Here is a 21,609-nt window from a genome sequence, read left to right as displayed (position 1 = left end):
CTGCGGCCACATCCGAGGCGATTGCGGTTTATGCCGCGGCGTTGGGCCCCGACGCCGAACGTTACGGCGCCGCGCTCGGTGAGCCCCGGTTCGACGACGACGCCTGGGCGGGCAAGCTCGACGTTCTGCTCGATCTGAGGCCCGCGGTGGCGTCGTTCACCTTCGGCCTGCCCAGCGCCGAGGAGATACAGCGCCTGCGTGCGGCGGGTATCACGACGGTGGGCACCGTGACGACGTTGGCCGAGGCCCGGCAGGCCGTTGAGCGCGGCGCCGTAACGTTCGGCGTCGGGGCCCAACGCCGCGGCATAAACCGCAATCGCCTCGGATGTGGCCGCAGATGGTTGCGGGACAAAGACATTCGCGCCCACCGGGCCGGTGGTCAGGCTCTGTGCGGCGCTGATGCGTTCGGCGAACACCTGCGCCGTGAGGTAGCCCCCGGCCACGAATCCCAAGCCACCGGCCGCGCTACCTGCGGCGGCGAGCTCGGGGGTCGACGGGCCGCCGGCCATCGGCGCGACGAGAATCGCCGCGGTGAGGTCGCGCAGATCGAACATCAGCGCACCGCCTTGGCGAAGAGCAGGCAGTCCTGCGGTTCGTCGCTGATGTTCGGTAGCAACGCGTAGCGGGCCAGGCGACCCTCCAGGCGGAGCCCATTGCGCCGGAGCAGGTTCGCCGATGCCTCGTTGTCGACGTGGCAGTACGCCGAGATGCGGTAGAGGGTCGGATCACGGCGCGCCTTGGCGAACAGCAGCTCCACCGCCTCGGACATGAAGCCCTGCTTCCACCACGGCCGGCCCAGGTAGTAGCCGAAGTCGATGTGGTGCGGCTGCGGTCGCCGCCAGCCGATCGCGCCGATCGGACCCTCGCCGCGCAGATCGATCAACCAGGTGGTCTCGCCACCGACGTTGAACACTTCGGTGAGGACGCGCCGGGTTTCGCCGACATCGCGGTGCGTCCGCCACGCCATGAAGTGCGTCACCTCTGGATCCGACGCGACCCGCTCGAAGAGGGGTTCGGTGTCGTCGCGGGTCGGCGCACGCAACGTGATCCTCGGGCCGTTGAGCACCTCGATGTCCGCCATGGGTACATCGTGCATCGTTGCCGGATGCACCACCACGGTGGTTGACTGAATCGGTATGGCGATCACGTTCAACCACACCATCGTGGCCGCAAGAGACCGTGAGGAATCGGCCCGGTTCTTCACCGAGTTGTTCGGCCTACCCGCCGCCAAGGAGTTCGGGCATTTCCTGGCCGTCGGATTGGCGCATGACGCCAGCCTCGACTTCGCGCAGGTCGGTCCGGAGGAGGAGATCCGCCCGCAGCATTACGCATTTCTGGTGTCCGAGGACGAGTTCTCCGAGATCTACGGCCGCATCCGCGAGCGGGGCCTGCAGCACTGGGCCGACCCCCGCGGCATGCGGCCCGGCGAGATCAACCACAACGACGGCGGTCGCGGCGTCTACTTTCAGGACCCGGCGGGCCACTACCTCGAGATCATCACCCGGCCTTACGGATCGGGCTGACCGGCTAGTTGAGCGAGTGGCCGCGCTTGGTTTCCTGATCGCGGTAGTCGTCGGCGAGCTTGCGGACGTGTTTGGGCAGCGCATCGGCGGCCACGTCGGCGACGCTGGTCTGTTCGAGCACCGATCGCATGCTCGCGCGCAGTGCACGCCAGACGTCGGTCAGCGGCGTCGTCGGTCCGGTATATGGCAGGTCGCCGAGCCCGATGTCACGGACGCTGGCCAGCGGGCCGTCGATGCACCGCAACACGTCGGCGAGGCTGATGTCCTTCGCCGGGCGGGCCAACTCGTAGCCGCCCTCACGGCCGCGGTGGCTGCGTACGAGGCGGTCGGTGCGCAGCGCCGCAAGGATGTCGACCAGGAATTGCGACGGGATGCCCTGTGCTTTGGCGAGGTCGTCGGTGGTGACGAGGACGCCCTCGTCAGCGGTCGCCAGTTGCACCATCGCGCGAACGGCGTACTCCGCTTTGGCCGACATGCGCATGGACACAGTCAATCACGAGTGACGGCCAGCACCGCTTCGGCGAGCTCGGGCCGGCAGACGATGAGGTCAGGCAGCAGCGGGTCGGGCCGGTTGTAGAGCAGCGGGGACCCGTCGATGCGGGAGGTGTGGAGGCCGGCGGCGCGGGCGACGGCGACGGGCGCTGCCGAATCCCACTCGTACTGCCCACCCGCGTGCACGTAGACGTCCGAAAGACCTTGGACGACGGAAGCGACCTTCGCCCCCGCCGAGCCCATTTCGACCAACGTGCCGCCGAGCGCGTCGCGCACCGCGAGCGCGATCGCAGGCGGCCGCGTGCGCGACACGACGATCCGCGGCGTGTCGGGGGCGGCAGGCGGCGGCGCCACCTCGGGCGTGGCCAACGTGATGTCCTGCGCCGGGAGCGCCACCGCGCCCGCGACGAGTTCACCGCTCTCCCACAGTGCGACGTGCACGGCCCAGTCGTCGCGCCCGAGTTCGGAGAATTCCCGTGTGCCGTCGAGGGGGTCGACGATCCAGACGCGTTCGGTGCTCAAGCGGATGGGGTTGTCGGCGCCCTCCTCCGACAGCACCGCGTCATTCGGCCGTTCGGTCGCCAGGGCCTCCATCAGGAAGTCGTGGGAACGCTTGTCCCCGGCGGCTTTTCGCTCGGCTCCGGTGGCGTCGGCCAGCTCGCTGCGCACGTCGAGCAGAAGCTTTCCCGCCGCCGCGGCCAGCTGTGCAGCGAGATCGTGATCGCTCACTGGCGGCTTTCCAGCAGCTCGATGACCATGTCCGCCAGCTCCTCGGGGTCGCGGTCGGGGGTCAGCCGCAGGTCCGGATTCTTCGGCCGCTGGTAGGGACTGTCGATTCCGGTGAAGTGGGTGATCTTCCCGGCGCGAGCCTTGGCGTACAAGCCCTTCGGGTCGCGTCGCTCGCAGTCCTCCAGGGGCGTGTCGCAGAAGACCTCGAAGAAATCGAGGCCCGCCTCGGTGGTCACCTTCCGCGCCAGGGCGCGGTGTTCCTCGAGCGGACTGATCGCGGGCACCAGCACCACCTGTCCGGAATCGGCGAGGATCGCCGCGACGTGCGCCAGCCTGCGCTGGTTCTCGGCGCGGTCGGCCATCGAGAAGCCGAGATCGGCGTTGAGCCCGTGGCGCAGGTTGTCACCGTCGAGAACATAGGCGGGAACGCCCTTTTCGATCAGCTTCTGCTCCACCAGCATGGCCACCGAAGACTTACCCGACCCCGACAGGCCGGTGAACCACACCGTCCTACCCTTGCTCAGCCGGTCCTCGGCCTTGCACAACGACTCGTGCCGCACGGTGTTCGGACTCGAGGTGCGGGCGGTCACCTGCGGCAGGATCATGCCCGCGGCGACCGTGCCGTTGGTGTTCGGGTCGATCAGGATGAAGGAGCCGGTGGTCGCGTTGCGGCTGTACTCGTCGAGCAGCAGCGGCGTCTGCGTCCGCAGCGAGATGCGGCCCAACTCATTGAGTTTGAGCGCGGTCACCTCCTTGTCCCGGTGCAGCGTGTTGACGTCGAGACGGTAGTCCAACGCCGTCACCCTCGCCCGCGTCGTACGGGTGGTGTGCTTGATCAGATAGTCGCGGCCGGGCTCCAACGCCGACCCGTCGGCCATCCAGCAGACGGTGGCGTCGAATTCCTGTGCCACCCGGGGTTGGTTGTTCGGACGCGCGATCAGGTCGCCGCGCGAGATGTCGATGTCGTCGGTCAGGCTGATCGCCACCGCCATGGGCGGGAACGCTTCGTCGACAGGACCGTTGGGACCCTCGATCGCCGAGATGCGTGAGGGCAGACCCGCGGGCAGCACGACGACGTCGTCGCCGACCTTCATCACCCCGCTGGCGACGGTGCCTGCGTAACTGCGGTGGTCGTGGTGTTCCAGCGACTGCGGGCGGATCACGTACTGGACGGGGAACCGGACGTCGACGAGATTGCGGTCGCCTGCGATGTACACCTCTTCCAGGTGCGTCAGCAGCGGCGGACCCTCGTACCACGGCGTCTTGTCGGATTTGGTCACGACGTTGTCGCCGTTGAGGGCCGACAGCGGAATCGTCGTCACATCGTGGATGTCCAGGCGCGCGGCGAAGTCGTGGAAGTCATCGCGGATCTTCTCGAACCGCTCTCTGTCCCAATCGATCAGGTCCATCTTGTTCACGGCGAGCACGATGTGCCGGATGCCGAGCAGCGATGCGAGGAACGCGTGACGGCGCGACTGCTCGAGCAGGCCGTGGCGCGCATCGACGAGGACTATCGCCAGCTGCGCGGTCGACGTACCCGTGACCATGTTGCGGGTGTACTGGATGTGGCCCGGAGTGTCGGCGATGATGAATTTGCGCTTGGGCGTAGCGAAGTAGCGATAGGCGACATCGATCGTGATGCCCTGCTCACGCTCGGCCCGCAGGCCGTCGGTCACCAGCGCGAGATCGGTGTAGTCGTGGCCGCGTTCCTTGGACGTCCGCTCGACGGAGGCCAATTGGTCTTCCATGACGGCCTTGGAGTCGAACAGCAGCCGGCCGATGAGGGTCGACTTGCCGTCGTCGACGGAACCCGCGGTGGCGATCCGCAGCAGCGTCGCGGCGGGCCGCGAATTGGACGCGGGCCGCTCGGTGGTGCTGGTCATCAGAAGTAGCCCTCTCGCTTGCGGTCCTCCATGCCGGCCTCGGAGATGCGGTCGTCGGCGCGCGTGGCGCCGCGTTCGGTCAGCCGCGACACCGCCGTTTCGGCGATGACCTCGGAAACCGTTGCGGCGCGGGACTCCACACATCCGGTGCAGGTGACATCGCCGACGGTGCGGAACCGCACAGTCTTCTCGACGACCTCTTCGTCCTTGCGCGGCTGCAGGTACCGGTGCACGGCCAGCAGCATCCCGTCGCGTTCGAACACCTTGCGACGGTGGGCGTAGTAGATCGACGGCAGCTTGATCTTCTCGGCGCCGATGTAGGACCAGATGTCGAACTCGGTCCAGTTCGACAGCGGGAACACGCGGATGTGCTCGCCCTTGTGGTGGCGGCCGTTGTAGAGGTTCCACAGCTCGGGTCGCTGGGCCTTCGGGTCCCACTGGCCGAACTCGTCGCGGAAGGAGAACACCCGCTCCTTGGCGCGCGCCTTCTCCTCGTCGCGGCGCGCGCCGCCGAACGCAGCGTCGAACTTGTTCTCGCGGATGGCCCGCAGCAGCGTCACCGTCTGCAGCGGATTTCGCGACGGGATCGTCTCGACCACACGCCCGGCGTCGATGTCGTCCTGCACCTTGGCCACGACCAGGCGGACGCCGAACTCCTCGACGAGTTCGTCGCGCGTCTGCAGCACCTCGTCGAAGTTGTGCCCGGTGTCGACGTGCATGACCGGGAACGGCAGCCGGCCCGGCCGGAAGGCCTTGAGCGCCAGATGCAGCATCACGATGGAGTCCTTGCCGCCGGAGAACAACAGCACGGGCCGCTCGAACTCTGCGGCCACCTCGCGGATTATGTGGATGGCCTCGGCTTCCAACGACCGCAGGTGACTGAGCTCGTAGCGCCCTGCATGAACGTGTTCGGTGGTGGCCGTCATGTTTTCCTCGTAAAGTTGGTAGGAATGACCATATTTACGATCATTACCCGATATTAGACACCGAGGCCGCGCGGGGTGTCAACGAACGGCCCTGCATTCCATCCCCTGCCGCGCGAGCGCGCGTGTCTGCACACGACACGCCGCGTGATCTCGGCGCTTCGCGCACGCTCGACCGTCGCGAGGGGCACACAGTGCTTACCCGTGAGGTAGTTGAACTTGCGCGGCTGGCGTCGATACTCGACCAATGACCACTACCTCCCCGCCCCGTACGGGCGCCGACGTCATGGCGCAGTTCATCCCGCAGTCCCCGTTCGTCGCCAAGCTCGGCATCGTGCCCGAACGACTCGACGGCAACGAGATCCGACTGCGCCTGCTGTGGGACGAGTCCAACGTGACCGTCGGCGACATGGTGCACGGCGGCGCGATCACGGCCTTGGCCGATGTTGCGGTGATGGCCGCGGCGTGGGTGCAGGCCGAGGTGCCGGAGTCGCTGCGCGGGGTCACCACGTCGATGTCGATGCAGTTCCTGGCGCCCGCGCGTGCATGTGACCTTGTCGCGATCGGACGGGTGTTGCGTCGCGGCAAGACGCTGGTCAACTGCGACGTCGATGTCGTGACCGCCGACGGCGAAGCGGTGGCGAAGGCGATCGCCACGTACAAGATCGGCTAGCGCACGGTCGTCGGTCACGAGCGACCGCGAAGTGCTGCTATCTAGCGGCGTGTCGTGTGCAGACACGCTCGCTCACGCAATAAGTAGGCGGTGCTACAGCGTGACCTCGTTGAGCCGGCCGGTTGCGACGTCGAAGATAAACCCACGCAACGACTCGTGCTTGGTGACGAACGGGCTGGCCTCGATGCGCCGCACTGACTGCCGCACATCCTCCTCGAGATCGACGAACGACTCGGCGGCCCACTCGGGCTTGATGCCGATCTCGTCTTGGATCTGCTGTTTGAAGCCGTCGTCGGTGAACGTCAGCATGCCGCAGTCCGTGTGGTGGATGAGGATGATCTCCTTGGTGCCGAGCAGCCGCTGGCTGATCGCCAGCGACCGGATCTCGTCGTCGGTGACGACGCCGCCCGCGTTGCGGATGACGTGCGCCTCGCCGTCTTGGAGACCGAGGATCCGGTAGACGTCGAGCCGGGCGTCCATACACGCGACCACCGCGACGTGCTTGCCCGGCGGCAACGGCAGCGGACCGGAGAACGTCTTGGCGTACTCCTCGTTGTTCTTCAGATATTCATCGGTCACGGACATGGGGTCGACCCTATAACCGCCTCCGCCCTGACAGAGCGAAGAAAATCAAGCAGATCGAATAATTGACGAGCGTGCTGCGCCGATCACCTGACGATCGGCGCGAACAGGTCGTAGACCGTGGTGCCGTCGACGTCGACCGCGGTGAAGTTCTGCTGCACCCATGACGCGATCGCGGAGGCTTCGCCGTGGTTGCGGTGAGGGGGCCCGCCGTGGTCATCGCCGATGAAGTAGCGCACCTCCTGGTGCCCGACATACTCCTGGAACTGCTCGAGCGTCGGCGAATCGTCGGATCCCGTGAACCCTCCGATCGCCATCACCGACGCGCCGGTGTCCAGTTCGAGTCTGCTCGCGGTCATCGATCCGACGGTCGCTGCCGCCCAGCGGGTCGGCGCCTCCCTGACGATGTTCTCGAGCGCCGGATTGTCCGCTACCGCGCCGAACCCACCGGGGTCTCCGGGAGGCGCGTGCCGGCCCGGCCCGTCCCCGTGAAAACCGCTCACGCCGACGGAAGGACCAGCGACAACCATCGGGCCGCCCTGCGTGTTGGCGACCGTCGCCACCGTGTACGCGGTCGCACCGGCCACCCCGAACGCCGCAGCGGCGAGCGCCACCACGGTCGTCGCACGGCCGAGCCGGTGCGCGCCGACCGCCAGCATCGAAGCCACGACCACCGAACCGACCAACACGACCCAGCGCACCGCCGGCCACCAGTCCGGCGTCCTGTCGAGCAGGATGAACGCCCACACGCCGGTGGTCGCCGACATGATCGCCAACACGATCCGCGGGGCGGGAAAACGCCTGCCTCGCCACAACTCTCGGACCGAGATCCCGACCAGTGCGGCCACCGCAGGCGCCAGCGCGACGGTGTAGTACGGGTGGATGGTGCCGTCCATGAAGCTGAACACCGCGCCGGTCACCAGCAACCAGCCGCCCCACATCAGGAGCGCGGCACGCACGCCGGCCGTCCGCGGGGTTCGGCGGGTGAACCACAATCCCGCCGCCAGTCCGATCAATGCGGCGGGCAACAGCCACGACGCCTGCGTGCCCATCGAGTCGCCGAACATCCGACCGATGCCGGGCTCACCGCCGAAGAACAGGGGGCGTCCACCGTCGGGCGCGCCTGGGCCGGGTCCCATGCCCCCGGGTCCGCCCCGCCCGGCGATTCGCTCAATTCCGTTGTAGCCCAATGCGAGCTGCAGCAGGCTGTTGTCCGTGGAGCCGCCGATGTAGGGCCGCGAATCGGCCGGCCACAATTCGACCAGGGCGAGGAACCACCCGGCGGAGACGACCATCGCGGCCGCACCTGCCGCCAATGAACCGATGCGCCGCCACATCCCGACGGGCGCGGCGACCAGGAACGCCAGTGCCAGACCGGGGACGACGAGAAAGGCCTGCAACATCTTCGTCAGGAACGCGAAGCCGAGAGCACAACCCGCCAGCACCATCCAGCGGGTGCTCGCGGTCTCGGTCGCCCGCAGCACGCAGTACGCAGCGACCACCATCAGCAGCACCAGAAGCGCGTCGGGATTGTTGAAGCGGAACATCAGCGCGGCGACCGGTGTGAGCGCCAGTGCGGCGCCGGCGATCAGGCCCGCAACGGGACCGCTGACGCGGCGGACCGTCGCGTAGAGCACCGCCACGGAGCCGACACCCATCATCGCCTGTGGGAGCAGCATGGTGAACGCGTTGAAGCCGAACAGCCTGCCGGACAACACCATGATCCACAGGGAGGCAGGCGGTTTGTCGACGGTGATGGCATTGCCGGCATCGTGGGACCCGAACAACCACGCCTTGAAGTTCTGTGTACCGGCCTGGACCGCCGCCGCGTAGTAGTCGTTGGCCCAGCCGTTCGAGCCCAGACCCCACAGATACAGCACCGCGGTCGCGAGCAACAGCGCGGCCAGGGCTGGACGTGTCCAGCGGGCACCGGTCCGCTCAACCGGGGTATCGGCAGCCGACGCCGCAGGCCGGAGTTCGTCTGTGAGGGTCATCGCGCGATTCCTCCGCCGTGCAGCCTGTTTCGAGCGCGCCGGGGATGGAACACCCAGCCGCGCAGCAGCACGAATCGCGCCGCGGTGGCCGCGAGGTTGGCCAGCACCAGCACCGTCAGCTCGATCAGGCGATGCGGATGGCCGACCAGCAGATGCAAGACGGCGAGTGAGCCGCTGGTGATGGTGAGGGCGATCGCGAACACGATCAACCCCTCGACGTGATGCCGCGTCGCGTTGGCGAAACCCCCGATGCCGAAGGTGAACCGGCGGTTCGCGGCGGTGTTGGCCACGGCGGTGGTCAGCAGCGCGATCAGGTTCGCCGCCTGCGCTCCCACCCACCCGTGCATGAGCATGAACAGCGCGACGTAGGCCGCGGTGGAGACGACACCGATGGCGCCGAAGCGCACAACCTGGCGGAACAACGAGCCGGGGGCCGCGGCCTTCGCCGGTGCCAGTTGTGCGGCGATGTCGTGCACCGGGATCGATCCATTGGCGAATCCGCGCAACAAGCGTCCAATTCCCTTCAGGTCGGCGGCGGCAGTGGCGACGATGTCGACGCGGCTGTCGGGATCGTCGACCCAGTCGACGGGTACTTCGTGAATGCGTAGGCCGCTCCGTTCGGCGAGCACCAACAGTTCGGTGTCGAAGAACCAACCGGTGTCGGCGACATGCGGCAGCAGAAACCGGGCCACGTCGGAGCGGATGGCCTTGAAGCCGCATTGCGCATCGGAGAACCGGGCCGCGAGCGTGGATTTCAGGATGAGGTTGTAGCAGCGCGAGATGACTTCGCGCTTGGCGCCACGCACGACCCGCGCGCCGCGGCTCAACCGCGTCCCGATCGCCAAGTCCGAATGCCCGGAAATCAGTGGCGCCACCAGCGGGGCGAGCGCGGTGAGATCGGTCGACAGGTCAACGTCCATATAGGCGAGCACCTGCGCGTCCGATTCCGACCACACGGTGTGCAGCGCCCGGCCGCGGCCCTTCTGTTCGAGCCGCACCACCCGAACATCGCCCAGTTCGGCGGCCAGTTCGGCCGCCACGCGGGGGGTGTCGTCGCAGCTGGCGTTGTCGGCGATGGTGATTCGGGAGGGGAACGGGAAGTTCTCCCGCAGGTGCCGGTGCAGCCGGCGCACCGACCCCGCCAGGTCGTCCTGCTCGTTGTACACCGGAACCACGACGTCGAGAACCGGAACGCCGGCCGCGCGGGCCGCCGTTGCGGCGTTGGGCCGGTATTCGAAACGCAGGCGCTCGAGAGCGATGTCCGTCACGACGTCCATGGTCGAGGCGCATGTTGTGTCCCCCATTGGCCGAACCTGTGTCTGAGCTATGAATTGTTCGGCCGGGTGAGGTCGTAGATGACCACGCCGTCGACCGTCATCGGCGAGTAGTGGGTCTCGACGTATTCGGTGATGTCAGCCGATTCCCGACTCCCGCTTACCGCATGACGACCGAACATCATGCGGCTGCCGATGAAGTAATGAATCCGGCGCGCGGCGACCAGCGAGCGGAACTCCTCGAGCGTCGGCGCGGGGTCGGTGCCGTTGAAACCGCCGACCGCCATCACCGGGGCGCCGACGGCCAGTTGGTAGCCAGCGGCGTTGTTCGAGCCCACGACTGCCGCGACCCACGTGTAGGCGCCGGCATCCTTCCGCAACGCCGCGGACAGCGCGGGTCCCGGCATCGGCGCGTTCAGCAGTCCGGGCGGACCGCCGAAACCGCGGCCGGACGGACCGACAGCCGGGATCGCACCGCTGTGCGGCGTCGCCGCGGTGGCCACGGAGTAGACGGCCGGTGCGGCCAGACACGACGCGACGGCGAGCACGGCCACCGCGGCAGCCGTCGACCGCGGCAACCTCCCCGCGACGAGAAGCAGAACCGCCGCCCCCACTCCGCCGACCGCCACCACCGCGCGCAACCACGGCAGCCAACCGACGTTCCTGCTCAACAGAACCGCCGCGAGGCAGACCGTGACCGCCACGGTGCTTGCCATAACTGTCGCCACGCTGATGTCGAAACGGTTGTGCCACATGAGGTTTACACCGATGCCGATGCAGGCCGCGATCGCGGGTGCGAGAGCGACGGTGTAGTACGAATGGATGATGCCGCCGGCGAAGCTGAAGACCAGGGCCGTGACGATCAACCAGCCGCCCCACATGATCAGCGCGGTTCGCAATGGGTCGGTGCGCGGACGCCGGCGGACGAGAACGAGCCCGGCGGCGAGGCAGATCAACGCGCCCGGTAAGAGCCACGCGATGTCCTGCCCCATCCCGGTACCCAACAGCCGGCCCCAGCCGACGTCGTGGTCGAGGTTGCCCAAGCCGCCCGGCTCGTCGCCGGTGATGCGACCGAACCCGTTGTAGGCAAACGTCAATTCGAGGATGCTGTTGTGCTGCGAACCGCCGATGAAGGGCCGCGACGACGGCGGCCACAACTCGACGAGCAGCAGGTACCAGCCGCCCGTGACCACCATGGCCGCGGCGGCGGCGAGCAGGTCGAGCGACCGTCGTAGCCAGGGCCGGTGGCCTCCGATCAGGTATCCGACAACGAACCCCGGCAGCACCAGAAATGCCTGCAACATCTTGGCGAGGAAGCCGAAGCCCACCGCACCGCCTGCGGCGATCAACCACCACCGGCTGGCGTCCTTCTCGCAGGCACGTTGCATGCAGTAGGCCGCGGCCACGAGCAGAAGCACCAGCAGGGCATCGGGGTTGTTGAAGCGAAAGATCAACGCCGCCACCGGCGTCAGCGCCAAGATGGCGCCGGCCAGAAGGCCCGCGCCACGCCCGGCGACCCGGCAGACCGCGGCGTACAGCAACCCCACCGCGGCGACGCCCTCGAGCGCCTGAGGAACGAGCACACTCCACGGGTTGAGCCCGAACAGGCGCACCGAGATGTCGATGAGCCACAGCGCCGCGGGTGTCTTGTCGACGGTGATGGCGTTCGCCGCGTCGCTGGACCCGAACAGCATCGCGGTCCAGTTGCTCGCACCGGCCTGCGCCGCAGCCGAATAGAAGGCGTTGGCCCATCCACTCGCCGAGAGGTTCCAGAGGTACAGCACCGCCGTCGCCGTCAACAGGATGGGCAACCCGAGGCGTGAATGACCACGAACGGCCCATGAATTCCGGCGCGCCGGGGCGACTCGCGTCTGCGCACGCGGAGAAACGAGGGCGGTCACCGGGTCCAGTGTCGCCGCGAAGACTAAGTTTCGGTCTTGGGCCCGCTGTGTCCCGGCTGTGAATCGGGAAGGGTGACCACGAACCGTGTCTCGCCGGGCGCGCTGTGCACGTCGATGGTGCCGCGGTGCGCCCTGACGACGGCCGCGACGATCGCCAGCCCCAGGCCCGTGCTGCCGCCGCGGCGTGATCGCGACGAGTCGCCGCGGGCGAATCTCTCGAATATCTCGGGCTGCAACCAGGCCGGGATGCCGGGGCCGTCGTCGGCCACGGTCAATACGACGCTCCCGTCCGCCTCGACGCTCAACGATGTCGTCACCGAGGTGCCGGGCGGAGTGTGGATGCGGGCGTTTGCGAGCAGGTTTCCCAGCACTTGATGCAGGCGTGCCTCGTCGCCGACCACCATCACCGGCTCCTCCGGAAGATCCAGCGACCATTGGTGTTCCGGCCCGGCGATATGCGCGTCGCTGACCGCGTCGACGATCAGGCGCGACAGGTCCACCGGCTGCCGCTCGAGCGGACGGCCGGTGTCGAGACGCGCCAACAGCAGCATGTCCTCGACGAGCTGCGTCATCCGGGCCGTCTCCGATTCCACCCGGCTCATGGCGTGGGCGACGTCGTCGGGTACGTCGTCGCGTTTGCGTTGTGCCAGTTCGGTATAGCCGCGAATGGCCGCCAGCGGGGTGCGCAGCTCGTGGCTGGCGTCGGCGACGAACTGGCGGATCCGTGTCTCGCTGGCGTGCCTCGCGGACAGCGCGGACGCGATCCGATCGAGCATCCGGTTCAACGCGGAGCCGAGCTGCCCGGTCTCGGTGTGCGCGCTCGCCGGGTCCACCTTGACGATCGGTGTGGGCAGGCGCACTTCACCGCGTTCGAGTTCGAGGTCGGCCACCTGTCGCGCCGCGTCGGAAACCCTTGCCAGCGGCGTGAGTTGACGCCGGATGATGAGGATTCCGGCGGTGGTCGCCCCGACCAGCGCCGTGGCGCCGACCACGCAGAAGATGATGACGACGGTCAGCAGCGTGTCGTCGACGTCGGACAGCGGCAATCCGGTCACGATCGCCTCACCGGGGCGATGCACGTGAAGAGCGAGGACTCGGTAGCGGCCGAGTCCGTCGACGTCGACAGTCGTCAGCACGCCGTCGGCAACCTGCGCCAGCTGTTGTGCCGCGGTGGCGCTGATCTCGCTTCGTGTCCCGTCGGCGGTGATGACTCCGGCATCGACCGGGGTGCCGTGTGCGACCACCACGCCCACCGTCCCGGCGGCCTGACCCGGCGCGTTGAGGAAGGCGGGTCCGGGTCCCTGCTCACCGCGGATGATCATGCGCTCGCGGAAACCGGGCCGCGGAAATCCGGGAGGCGGTGGCGGACCGAACTCGAACAGCCCGGCCGACCGCCGTCCGGTCTCCAGGAGTCGTTCGTCGAGCTGATTGGTCAGAAAGTGTTGCAGCGCAAGCACCGTGCCCACTCCGACCGCTGCGCACACCAGCGCGAGGAGCACAACCTGGGATGCGAGCAGCCGGGCGCGCAACGACCACGTCCGCGGGGAACGGATGCGCGTCGACGGCCCGTCAGCGCGCGGGCTTGAGGACATACCCGGCACCGCGCAGGGTGTGAATCATCGGCTCTCGCCCGCTGTCGATCTTCTTTCTCAGGTACGAGACGTACAACTCGACGATGTTGGACCGCCCGCCGAAGTCGTAACTCCACACGCGATCGAGGATCTGAGCTTTGCTCAGCACGCGTTTGGAGTTGCGCATCATGAAGCGCAGCAGCTCGAACTCGGTCGCGGTCAGTGAGATCAGTTCGCCTCCGCGAGTCACCTCGTGGCTGTCCTCGTCGAGCACCAGGTCGCCCACCACGATCTTGGCGCCGCCCGATTCGCTGGCCACCCCGGTGCGCCGCAGCAGCGCCCGCAACCGCAGTACGACCTCCTCGATGCTGAACGGTTTGGTGACGTAGTCGTCGCCGCCCGCGGTGAGGCCGGCGATGCGGTCCTCGACAGAATCCTTGGCCGTCAACAGCAGCAGCGGCAGACCCGGGATCTGCTCGCGCAGTCTGCGAAGCACCTCGAGCCCGCTCATGTCGGGCAGCATCACGTCGAGCACGACGACGTCCGGCGGCGTTTCGCGCGCGGACGCGATCGCCGACGCCCCGTCGGCCGCGGTCGCGATGTCCCAGCCCTCGTAGCGCAGCGCCATGGACACCAGCTCGGCGAGCACAGGTTCGTCGTCGACGACCAGCACGTGGATCGGCTTCCCGTCGGCTCGGCGCATGACGACCCGCCCGGTGTCCTGCTCGCTGACGCCTGAGGAACGGGGGGTGGCCACGGATTCATTATCCGCAGCGGCCATGGGTGGTTCCTGTGCCGTTCCTATGTGCAAGCTGTGGACGGGTCCACAGCAACGCCTGATCCGTCACACAGCGGGCACGCATCGACCGCGCGCAAAGTGGACGGCGTGAGTCTCGACACAACCGGCCCCACGTGGGGTACACCCGAGCCGAGACAGCCGCAGTGGGGCCGACGTCAGACCGTGCTGGCGGTCGGCGTCGCCGCGGTGATCGCGGCACTCGGCGGAACGACGATCTATGCGGCCACCGACGGCGGTTCGCCACCTGGCGTCCCGGCTTTCCACGGCATGCCCGCCGGCCCGCCCGGCCTCAAGCCGCCGCCGTGGTCGAACGGCGGACCACCCGGGGTTGACCCGGCACCGGAACTGCACGGCGAATTCGTGCTGGAGGACGGCGCGGACGGGTTCACCACCGTGTTGACGCAGACCGGGACAGTCACGGCGACGTCGCCAGGAACGGTCACCGTCCGCAGCGCCGACGGCTTCACGCAGACGTACTCGACGCGTGCGGACGATCAGCCGGCGGCGATCAACGACACGGTCACGGTCCGTGGGACACGAACCGACGGCACACCGACGGCGACCAGCATCAGCGCGCAGCGAAATTAGGCCGTGGGCGGCGGTTCCGCGGTAACCGGCGGCGTGGCGACCGACGTCGTCGGCGTCTCGGGAGCACCCGTCTGGGTGCTGGTCTCGCCGGTCGTGATCTCCGACGTGGTCACCGGGCCCGGGGTCACGGGCGGTTCGTCGTCCTGAGCGGCAGTGGTGGACGCCAGCGAGAATCCGCCCATCGCCAACAGGGCGCTGGTTCCGACCGCCGCCGAGAGCACCTTCACCTGTTTCGTGTTCACTTCGACCTCTCCGTCTGGTCCGGTGGGCGCGACCGGGGTCGCAGCCCGTTGAGCAGCGCGTACAGGGATCGCCGTCGAACCCTTGACGTGCTGGATAACCGAACGGGATGCGCGTGAAACGGCCGGGCGAGCTCACTTCGCGGCGAACGGCGCCTTCCCTTTGATGGTCGGCTCCGCCTTCCCGACCGCCGGCGAAGTAGACGGTGTGGTCTGAGTGACGGTCGCGCCGACGGTCATCGCGGGCATCGCGATCGGCGGGGTGCCGGCGGTGCCTTCGACCGTCATTCCGAGCACGGCCATCGCGGCTATCGCGCCGGCGCCGATCGCGGCCGAGACCGCACGGATCCTGGTACTGCGTCGCGCGCTGTGACGTGCCATCTCAATTCCTCCATCCGTGGTTGTTCAGTCGCCCCGTCGGCGCGGCCACCGGTGAAATCGCAGATGCCTCCCGACTGAACCAGCCGAAACTGGACGCTCGCTGCGACCCCGGTGCAAATTCGCCAAAACGGCCAGTTCGGCGCGCTGCGAAGGCCGCATCACGGCCATCGCAGCTGTCATCTCCTAACCTGAGCGCATGCAGCCGACGGACGGATCCTCCGCATGACGCGGTTTCTGGCGCGCCGGCTGCTCAACTACGTCGTGTTGCTGGGGTTGGCGTCCTTCCTGGTTTTCCTGCTCGCCTCGTGGCAGTTCGACCCTCTCGAGAGCCTGGAAAGCCGCAACCCCCGCCCGCCCCAGACCGTCATCGACGCCAAGCGCGTCGAACTGGGCCTCGACAAGCCCGTGCTCGAGCAGTACGTCCACTGGGCGTCCGGGGCGCTCCGCGGCGACTTCGGCGTGACGGTCGGCGGGCAGCCGGTCACCAACGAGCTGTGGCGCCGGGTGGGGGTGAGCCTGCGACTGCTGGTGATCGGCTCGGTCGTCGGCACCGTCATCGGCGTGGCCGCCGGGGCATGGGGCGCTATCCGGCAGTACCGCCTGAGCGACCGCGTCGTCACCGTGCTGTCGCTGCTCGTGATCAGCACGCCGACGTTCGTGTTGGCGAACCTGTTCATCCTCGCGGCGCTCGGCGTGAACAACGTGTTGGGCGTGCGGATATTCGAGTACACCGGCGAGACGTCGTCGTTCCCCATCGAGGGGGCGTGGAACCAGTTCGTCGACCGGCTGCAGCACCTGGTGCTGCCGAGCATGACCCTCGCGATCTCCTCGATCGCCATCTACAGCCGATATCAGCGCAACGCGATGCTCGACGTCCTCGGGCAGGACTTCATCCGCACCGCCCGGGCGAAGGGTCTGACGCGACGCCGGGCGTTGGTCAAGCACGGCTTGCGGACCGCGTTGATTCCGATGGCGACGTTGTTCGCCTACAGCGTCGCGGGTTTGGTCACCGGCGCGGTGTTCACCGAGAAGATCTTCGGCTGGTACGGCGTCGGCGAGTGGATCGTCACCGGCATCGGCAATCAGGACATCAACATCGTCGCGGCGATCACTGTTCTGTCCGCCGCGATGATCCTGTTGGCCGGCCTGCTCTCCGACGTGGTGTACGCGGCGCTCGATCCGAGGGTGCGGGTGTCATGACCGAACCGGTCACGAGTGAGACCTCGACCACCGCGCAGTCCGGGTTGAACGCCGCCGGTTTCGCGTCGCGACGATCGCTGGTGTTCCGCCGGTTCGTGCGCAACAAGCCCGCGGTCATCTCCCTGATCCTGTTGGCGCTGTTGTTCATCGGCTGCTACGCGCTGCCGCCGCTGTTGCCGTACAGCTACAGCGATCTCGACTATTTCGCGTTGCAGCAGCCGCCCAGCCCCGACCACTGGTTCGGCACCAACGCGCTGGGGCAGGATCTGTTCGCGCAGACTCTGCGGGGCATGCAGAAATCGATGCTGATCGGCGTGTGCGTCGCGTTCATCTCGACCATCATCGCGGCGACGGTGGGCACGATCGCCGGCTATTTCGCCGATTGGCGGGACCCGGCCCTGATGTGGCTCGTCGACCTGATGCTCGTGGTGCCGAGCTTCCTGCTGATCTCGATCGTCGTGCAACGCACCAAGGGTGACATCGTCTGGATGATCCTGCTGCTGGCACTGTTCAGCTGGATGATCAGCTCGCGGATCGTGCGCGGTATGACGATGAGCCTGCGTGACCGCGAATTCGTCGCGGCCGCACGCTATATGGGCGTCAGCGACTGGCGCATCATCATCCGCCACATCCTTCCGAACGTCGCGTCGATCATCATCATCGACACGGCGCTCAACGTCGGCGTGGCGGTGCTGGCCGAAACCGGGCTGAGCTTCCTCGGCTTCGGCATTCAGCCGCCCGACGTGTCGCTGGGCACGTTGATCGCCGACGGCACGAAATCCGCGACGACGTTCCCGTGGTTGTTCCTGTTCCCGGGTGGCGTGCTGGTGCTGATCATCCTGTGCGCCAACCTGGTTGGGGACGGCTTGCGCGATGCGTTGGATCCGGGTGCACGCCAGCTCCGGAGACGCAAGCGATGAGCCTGCTCGAGGTCCGCGATCTCACAGTCGCGTTCCCCACGGATGCGGCGCCGGTGAAGGCGGTGCGCGGCATGAACTTCGACGTCGGCAAGGGCGAAGTCGTCGCGCTCGTCGGGGAATCCGGAGCGGGCAAATCGGCCAGCGCGATGGCCGTCGTCGGCCTGCTTCCCGAGTACGCCGACGTCTCCGGTTCAATCCGGCTGCACGGCGACGAGCTCATCGGGCTGACCGATCAGCGGATGTCGGCGATCCGCGGCAAGACCATCGGCACGGTTTTTCAGGACCCGATGTCGGCGCTCACCCCCGTCTACACCGTCGGCGACCAGATCGCCGAGGCCATCGAGATCCATCAGCGCGGTATCGGTCGGCGCGCGGCCCGTACGCGGGCGGTGGAACTGCTCGAGTTGGTCGGCATCAATCAGCCCGACCGTCGCGCCAAGTCGTTCCCGCACGAACTGTCCGGAGGCGAGCGCCAGCGGGTGGTGATCGCGATCGCGATCGCCAACGATCCCGACCTGATCATCTGCGACGAGCCGACGACCGCCCTGGACGTCACCGTGCAGGCGCAGATCCTCGAGGTGCTCAAGACCGCACGCGACGTGACCGGCGCGGGAGTCCTGATCATCACCCACGACCTCGGGGTGGTCGCCGAGTTCGCCGACCGCGCGCTGGTGATGTACGCGGGCCGGGCGGTCGAGGTGGCCGGCGTCGAGGAGCTGTACCGCGACCGGCGCATGCCCTACACCGTCGGGCTGCTGGGCTCGGTGCCCCGCCTCGACGCGGCGCAGGGTTCGCGCCTGGTGCCGATACCGGGTGCCCCGCCGTCGATGGCCGCGCTTCCGCCGGGTTGCCCGTTCGCGCCGCGGTGCCCGCTGGCCATCGATGACTGCCGCGCCGCCGAGCCCGAGCTGCTGCCTATAGACGCGTCGCTCAGCCATCGCGCCGCCTGCATCCGCACCGAACACGTCGTCGGCCGCAGCGCCGCCGACATCTACGGTGTGTCGACGGCCCCGCCTGACACGCCGTCCGAGGCCGAGGTGCCCGTGGTGGTGCGTGTCGAGAATCTGGTGAAGACCTACAAGCTGACCAAGGGTGTGGTGTTCCGCCGCCAGGTCGGTGAGGTGCGTGCTGTCGACGGCGTCAGCTTCGAACTGCAGCAGGGCCGCACGCTGGGCATCGTCGGGGAGTCCGGGTCGGGCAAGTCGACGACGCTGCATCAGATTCTGCAGTTGACCGCGCCCGAAGGCGGCTCCATCGAGGTGCTCGGCAAGGATGTGGCGTCCCTGGACCGGCAGGGTCGGCGGGCGTTACGCGGCGACCTGCAGGTCGTGTTCCAGGACCCGGTGGCTTCCCTCGATCCGCGGCTCCCGGTGTTCGATGTGCTGGCCGAGCCGTTGCAGGCCAACGGATTTGACAAGCGGAGCCGAGAGGAACGGGTCGGCGAGCTGCTCGGCATCGTCGGGCTGCAGCGCGAAGACGCCGCCCGCTATCCGGCGGAGTTCTCGGGCGGGCAGAAGCAGCGCATCGGCATCGCGCGGGCGCTGGCGCTGCAACCGAAGATCCTCGCCCTTGATGAGCCGGTATCGGCGCTGGACGTCTCGATCCAGGCCGGCATCATCAACCTGTTGCTCGATCTTCAGCAACGATTCGGGCTGTCTTACCTGTTCGTCTCGCACGACCTCTCGGTGGTCCGCCACCTCGCTCACCGGGTGGTCGTCATGTACAAGGGCACGGTGGTCGAACAGGGCGACGGCGACCAGGTGTTCACCGACCCCGCGCACGACTACACCCGGCGGTTGCTCGCCGCGGTGCCGCAACCGCAGGTGAATCGCAGCTAAAGTCGGAGCGCATGAGCACCCGAAGGCGAGCGCGAGTGAGGATCGCAGCGAAGCGAGGACCGGTGGGCCCACGCCCGGAGGGCAGGGGACGAGCGGGAGCCGAGGCAACAATCTCCCGAAGGCGAGCGCGAGTGAGGATCGCAGCGGAGCGAGGACCGGTGGGCCCACGCTCGGAGGGCAGGGGACGAGCGGGAGCCGAGGCAGGGATCTTGCGACGTTTCGCTGCGGCCACCGCCATCGCCGCGCTGACCCTGACCGCATGCTCAGGCGGTTCCGAACAGCCCCCCTCGGCAGGCGGCGAGGCGACGGTGGGGACCACCAACGACATCAACCCGCAGGACGTGGCCAACCTCCAGCAGGGCGGCACCCTCCGGCTGGCACTGAACGACTTCTCGCCCAACTTCAACCCGCTGCACATCGACGGCAACACCGGCGACAACAACGCGGTGCTGAAGCCGACGATGCCACGCGCGTTCCGGATCGGGCCCGACGGCTCGGCCACCGTCAACACCGACTACTTCACCAGCGTGGAGTTGACGAGCACCGACCCGCAGGTCGTGACGTACACGATCAACCCGAAGGCGGTGTGGAGCGACGGCACGCCGATCACCTGGGAGGACATCCAGTCCCAGATCAACGCCACCAGCGGCAAAGACGACCGGTACGCGATCGCCGCCACGAACGGCAGCGACCGGGTCGAGAAGGTCGAGCGTGGCGTCGACGACCGCCAAGCCGTCATCACCTTCGCCAAGCCGTGGTCCGACTGGCGGGGCATGTTCGCCGGAAGCACCGTGCTGCTGCCGAAGAGCTCGACGGAGACTCCCGAGGTCTTCAACAAGGGCCAACTGAACGGCCCCGGGCCATCGGCCGGTCCGTTCATCGTCTCCAACCTGGACCGCGGGGCCAAGCGAATCACCTTGACCCGCAACCCCAAATGGTGGGGCGAGCAGCCGCTGCTGGACAGCATCACGTTCCTCGTCCTCGACGACGCCGCACGCATCCCCGCACTGCAGAACAACACCATCGACGCCACCGGACTGGCGACCCTCGATGAGATGCAGATCGCGCGGCGCACGCAGGGCGTGAGCATCCGCCGCGCGCCCGGCCTGGCCTGGTACCACTTCACGTTCAACGGCTCCCCCGGTTCGATTTTGGCCGACCCTGCGCTGCGCCGCGCGATCGCCAAGGGCATCGACCGCAAGACCATCGCCGAGGTCACCCAGCGCGGGCTCGCCGACAATCCGGTGCCGCTGAACAACCACATCTTCGTCGCGGGCCAGGAGGGCTACCAGGACAACAGCGGCGCGGTCGCCTTCGATCCGGAGAAGGCCAAGCAGGAGCTCGATGCGCTGGGCTGGCGACAAAACGGCCAATTTCGCGAGAAGGACGGTCGTCAGCTGGTGATCCGCGACGTGCTGTTCGACTCGCTGAGCACTCGGCAGTACGGGCAGATCGCGCAGAACAACCTCGCCCAGATCGGCGTCAAGCTCGAGCTGGACGTCCGCCCGGCGGCCGGCTTCTTCACCGACTACGTCACCGTCGGCAACTTCGACATTGCCCAGTTCTCGTGGAGCGGCGACGCTTTCCCGCTCGCGAGCCTGACCCAGATCTATCGGACCGGAGCCGAGAGCAACTTCGGCAAGATCAGCAGCCCGGAGATCGACGAGAAGATCGAGCAGACCGTCGGCGAGCTGGATCCCGCGAAGGCCCGGCAGCTGGCCAACGAGCTGGACAAGATGCTGTTCGACGAGGTGTTCAGCCTGCCGTTGACCCAATCGCCCGGAAACATCGCGGTGCGAAGCAATCTGGCGAACTACGGGGCCTTCGGCCTGGCCGACGCGGACTACACGAAGATCGGCTTCATGAAGCCGTAACGCCTCGGCGTCTCAGGACCTTCGTCGACACCTTCGGGGGCTTAGGTCCTTTCCTGGGAGCAGGAGCTTCGTGCGGCTGACGTGCAGCCGTAGCGTGGGTGCGGGAGCCGACGATGACTGCATTCATGCGCAATACAGACGCCTTCACCTGGGCGATGGAGACGGACCCGCGGTTGAGATCGACCGTGGTGACGGTGATTCTGCTCGACGCAGTTCCGGACTGGA

20 protein-coding genes and 2 pseudogenes are annotated in these 21,609 nt (G+C 67.7%); 8 read left to right on the top strand and 14 right to left on the bottom strand.

The window, feature by feature from the left end; translation table 11 throughout:
• Positions 1-41: 41 nt before the first annotated feature.
• Positions 42-212, top strand: a pseudogene (locus A5698_RS29485) (nitronate monooxygenase); the annotation flags it as partial.
• 48 nt (positions 213-260) lie between these two features.
• Here the strand turns inward: A5698_RS29485 and A5698_RS29480 are convergent.
• Together A5698_RS29480 and A5698_RS17320 are read right to left on the bottom strand one after the other, a co-directional pair.
• A pseudogene (locus A5698_RS29480) lies at positions 261-554 on the bottom strand (nitronate monooxygenase); the annotation flags it as partial.
• Positions 554-1,081, bottom strand: a complete 528-nt coding sequence (locus A5698_RS17320; RefSeq protein WP_068299390.1) for a GNAT family N-acetyltransferase — start codon at positions 1,079-1,081, stop codon at positions 554-556. The gene A5698_RS17320 and the pseudogene A5698_RS29480, both read right to left, overlap by 1 nt.
• Before the next feature lie 55 nt (positions 1,082-1,136).
• Here A5698_RS17320 and A5698_RS17315 point away from each other — a divergent pair, with 55 nt between their 5' ends.
• Positions 1,137-1,523, top strand: coding sequence for a VOC family protein (locus tag A5698_RS17315; RefSeq protein WP_068299374.1), 387 nt, complete (start codon positions 1,137-1,139; stop codon positions 1,521-1,523).
• Positions 1,524-1,527: 4 nt separating this feature from the next.
• Here A5698_RS17315 and A5698_RS17310 read toward each other — a convergent pair whose 3' ends face one another.
• From A5698_RS17310 to cysD, 4 genes are read right to left on the bottom strand one after another with little or no spacing between them, the layout of a single operon-like run.
• Positions 1,528-2,004 carry an Rrf2 family transcriptional regulator gene (locus A5698_RS17310; protein WP_068299387.1) on the bottom strand — a complete coding sequence of 159 codons (477 nt, stop codon included), beginning with the start codon at positions 2,002-2,004 and terminating at the stop codon, positions 1,528-1,530.
• 8 nt (positions 2,005-2,012) lie between these two features.
• Positions 2,013-2,744: a 3'(2'),5'-bisphosphate nucleotidase CysQ gene (locus A5698_RS17305; RefSeq protein WP_068299371.1), complete on the bottom strand. Its 732-nt coding sequence runs from the start codon at positions 2,742-2,744 to the stop codon at positions 2,013-2,015.
• Entirely contained in the window at positions 2,741-4,627 is a 1,887-nt protein-coding gene (gene cysN / locus A5698_RS17300; RefSeq protein ID WP_068299370.1) for a sulfate adenylyltransferase subunit CysN, read from the bottom strand. Before cysN ends, A5698_RS17305 begins: the two co-directional genes overlap by 4 nt.
• Positions 4,627-5,553, bottom strand: coding sequence for a sulfate adenylyltransferase subunit CysD (gene cysD / locus A5698_RS17295; protein WP_067295913.1), 927 nt, complete (start codon positions 5,551-5,553; stop codon positions 4,627-4,629). The genes cysN and cysD overlap by 1 nt, the downstream gene beginning before the upstream one ends.
• 244 nt (positions 5,554-5,797) lie before the next feature.
• On the opposite strand from cysD, the gene A5698_RS17290 reads away from it, so the two are divergent.
• Positions 5,798-6,223 carry a PaaI family thioesterase gene (locus tag A5698_RS17290; protein ID WP_068299366.1) on the top strand — a complete coding sequence of 142 codons (426 nt, stop codon included), beginning with the start codon at positions 5,798-5,800 and terminating at the stop codon, positions 6,221-6,223.
• Between the two features lie 93 nt (positions 6,224-6,316).
• Here the strand turns inward: A5698_RS17290 and A5698_RS17285 are convergent, their stop codons facing one another.
• The 6 genes from A5698_RS17285 to A5698_RS17260 form a co-directional block, all read right to left on the bottom strand.
• A complete protein-coding gene (locus A5698_RS17285; protein WP_068299363.1) occupies positions 6,317-6,808 on the bottom strand; it encodes a beta-class carbonic anhydrase in 492 nt (163 codons plus the stop codon).
• An 83-nt stretch (positions 6,809-6,891) separates the two neighbouring features.
• Positions 6,892-8,799 carry an ArnT family glycosyltransferase gene (locus A5698_RS17280; protein WP_068299360.1) on the bottom strand — a complete coding sequence of 636 codons (1,908 nt, stop codon included), beginning with the start codon at positions 8,797-8,799 and terminating at the stop codon, positions 6,892-6,894.
• Complete coding sequence (locus A5698_RS17275) at positions 8,796-10,076, bottom strand: bifunctional glycosyltransferase family 2/GtrA family protein (protein ID WP_068299357.1); 1,281 nt, start codon at positions 10,074-10,076, stop codon at positions 8,796-8,798. The genes A5698_RS17280 and A5698_RS17275 overlap by 4 nt, the downstream gene beginning before the upstream one ends.
• A 47-nt stretch (positions 10,077-10,123) precedes the next feature.
• A complete protein-coding gene (locus A5698_RS17270) occupies positions 10,124-11,974 on the bottom strand; it encodes a glycosyltransferase family 39 protein (RefSeq protein ID WP_084792493.1) in 1,851 nt (616 codons plus the stop codon).
• 23 nt (positions 11,975-11,997) lie between these two features.
• On the bottom strand, positions 11,998-13,566 hold the full coding sequence (locus A5698_RS17265; protein ID WP_068299383.1) for a sensor histidine kinase: 1,569 nt from the start codon (positions 13,564-13,566) through the stop codon (positions 11,998-12,000).
• Positions 13,544-14,248, bottom strand: coding sequence for a response regulator transcription factor (locus tag A5698_RS17260; RefSeq protein ID WP_067088741.1), 705 nt, complete (start codon positions 14,246-14,248; stop codon positions 13,544-13,546). The genes A5698_RS17265 and A5698_RS17260 overlap by 23 nt, the downstream gene beginning before the upstream one ends.
• Before the next feature lie 183 nt (positions 14,249-14,431).
• Here A5698_RS17260 and A5698_RS17255 point away from each other — a divergent pair, with 183 nt between their 5' ends.
• The gene (locus tag A5698_RS17255) at positions 14,432-14,932 is read left to right on the top strand and encodes a hypothetical protein (RefSeq protein WP_231967433.1); all 501 of its coding nucleotides are present in this window, start codon (positions 14,432-14,434) and stop codon (positions 14,930-14,932) included.
• Here the strand turns inward: A5698_RS17255 and A5698_RS17250 are convergent.
• Both A5698_RS17250 and A5698_RS17245 read right to left on the bottom strand, forming a co-directional pair.
• The gene (locus tag A5698_RS17250; RefSeq protein ID WP_067088621.1) at positions 14,929-15,174 is read right to left on the bottom strand and encodes a hypothetical protein; all 246 of its coding nucleotides are present in this window, start codon (positions 15,172-15,174) and stop codon (positions 14,929-14,931) included. The two genes, A5698_RS17255 and A5698_RS17250, sit on opposite strands and share 4 nt — an antisense overlap.
• 132 nt (positions 15,175-15,306) lie before the next feature.
• Complete coding sequence (locus A5698_RS17245) at positions 15,307-15,552, bottom strand: hypothetical protein (protein ID WP_068299354.1); 246 nt, start codon at positions 15,550-15,552, stop codon at positions 15,307-15,309.
• Positions 15,553-15,774: 222 nt separating this feature from the next.
• Here A5698_RS17245 and A5698_RS17240 point away from each other — a divergent pair, with 222 nt between their 5' ends.
• The 4 genes from A5698_RS17240 (at position 15,775) to A5698_RS17225 (ending at position 21,384) form a co-directional block, all read left to right on the top strand.
• Positions 15,775-16,752 carry an ABC transporter permease gene (locus tag A5698_RS17240; protein ID WP_067088616.1) on the top strand — a complete coding sequence of 326 codons (978 nt, stop codon included), beginning with the start codon at positions 15,775-15,777 and terminating at the stop codon, positions 16,750-16,752.
• Positions 16,749-17,672, top strand: a complete 924-nt coding sequence (locus tag A5698_RS17235) for an ABC transporter permease (RefSeq protein WP_067088614.1) — start codon at positions 16,749-16,751, stop codon at positions 17,670-17,672. Before A5698_RS17240 ends, A5698_RS17235 begins: the two co-directional genes overlap by 4 nt.
• Complete coding sequence (locus A5698_RS17230) at positions 17,669-19,510, top strand: dipeptide ABC transporter ATP-binding protein (protein WP_068299351.1); 1,842 nt, start codon at positions 17,669-17,671, stop codon at positions 19,508-19,510. The genes A5698_RS17235 and A5698_RS17230 overlap by 4 nt, the downstream gene beginning before the upstream one ends.
• Positions 19,511-19,719: 209 nt before the next feature.
• On the top strand, positions 19,720-21,384 hold the full coding sequence (locus A5698_RS17225) for an ABC transporter family substrate-binding protein (RefSeq protein ID WP_197506814.1): 1,665 nt from the start codon (positions 19,720-19,722) through the stop codon (positions 21,382-21,384).
• Positions 21,385-21,609: the final 225 nt, after the last annotated feature.

It is taken from the genome of Mycobacterium sp. E136 (assembly GCF_001666865.1).
In the GTDB taxonomy this organism is placed as follows: Bacteria; Actinomycetota; Actinomycetes; order Mycobacteriales; family Mycobacteriaceae; genus Mycobacterium.
This window is presented reverse-complemented; position numbering and strand designations above follow the sequence as displayed.

Bases quoted from the DNA above. Each gene is read 5' to 3' on its own strand.
- A5698_RS17320 (WP_068299390.1), bottom strand. From the start codon at position 1,081: ATGGCGGACATCGAGGTGCTCAACGGCCCGAGGATCACGTTGCGTGCG.
- A5698_RS17315 (WP_068299374.1), top strand. From the start codon at position 1,137: ATGGCGATCACGTTCAACCACACCATCGTGGCCGCAAGAGACCGTGAG.
- A5698_RS17310 (WP_068299387.1), bottom strand. From the start codon at position 2,004: ATGCGCATGTCGGCCAAAGCGGAGTACGCCGTTCGCGCGATGGTGCAA.
- cysN (WP_068299370.1), bottom strand. From the start codon at position 4,627: ATGACCAGCACCACCGAGCGGCCCGCGTCCAATTCGCGGCCCGCCGCG.
- cysD (WP_067295913.1), bottom strand. From the start codon at position 5,553: ATGACGGCCACCACCGAACACGTTCATGCAGGGCGCTACGAGCTCAGT.
- A5698_RS17290 (WP_068299366.1), top strand. From the start codon at position 5,798: ATGACCACTACCTCCCCGCCCCGTACGGGCGCCGACGTCATGGCGCAG.
- A5698_RS17285 (WP_068299363.1), bottom strand. From the start codon at position 6,808: ATGTCCGTGACCGATGAATATCTGAAGAACAACGAGGAGTACGCCAAG.
- A5698_RS17280 (WP_068299360.1), bottom strand. From the start codon at position 8,799: ATGACCCTCACAGACGAACTCCGGCCTGCGGCGTCGGCTGCCGATACC.
- A5698_RS17275 (WP_068299357.1), bottom strand. From the start codon at position 10,076: ATGGACGTCGTGACGGACATCGCTCTCGAGCGCCTGCGTTTCGAATAC.
- A5698_RS17265 (WP_068299383.1), bottom strand. From the start codon at position 13,566: ATGTCCTCAAGCCCGCGCGCTGACGGGCCGTCGACGCGCATCCGTTCC.
- A5698_RS17260 (WP_067088741.1), bottom strand. From the start codon at position 14,248: ATGCGCCGAGCCGACGGGAAGCCGATCCACGTGCTGGTCGTCGACGAC.
- A5698_RS17245 (WP_068299354.1), bottom strand. From the start codon at position 15,552: ATGGCACGTCACAGCGCGCGACGCAGTACCAGGATCCGTGCGGTCTCG.
- A5698_RS17240 (WP_067088616.1), top strand. From the start codon at position 15,775: ATGACGCGGTTTCTGGCGCGCCGGCTGCTCAACTACGTCGTGTTGCTG.
- A5698_RS17235 (WP_067088614.1), top strand. From the start codon at position 16,749: ATGACCGAACCGGTCACGAGTGAGACCTCGACCACCGCGCAGTCCGGG.
- A5698_RS17230 (WP_068299351.1), top strand. From the start codon at position 17,669: ATGAGCCTGCTCGAGGTCCGCGATCTCACAGTCGCGTTCCCCACGGAT.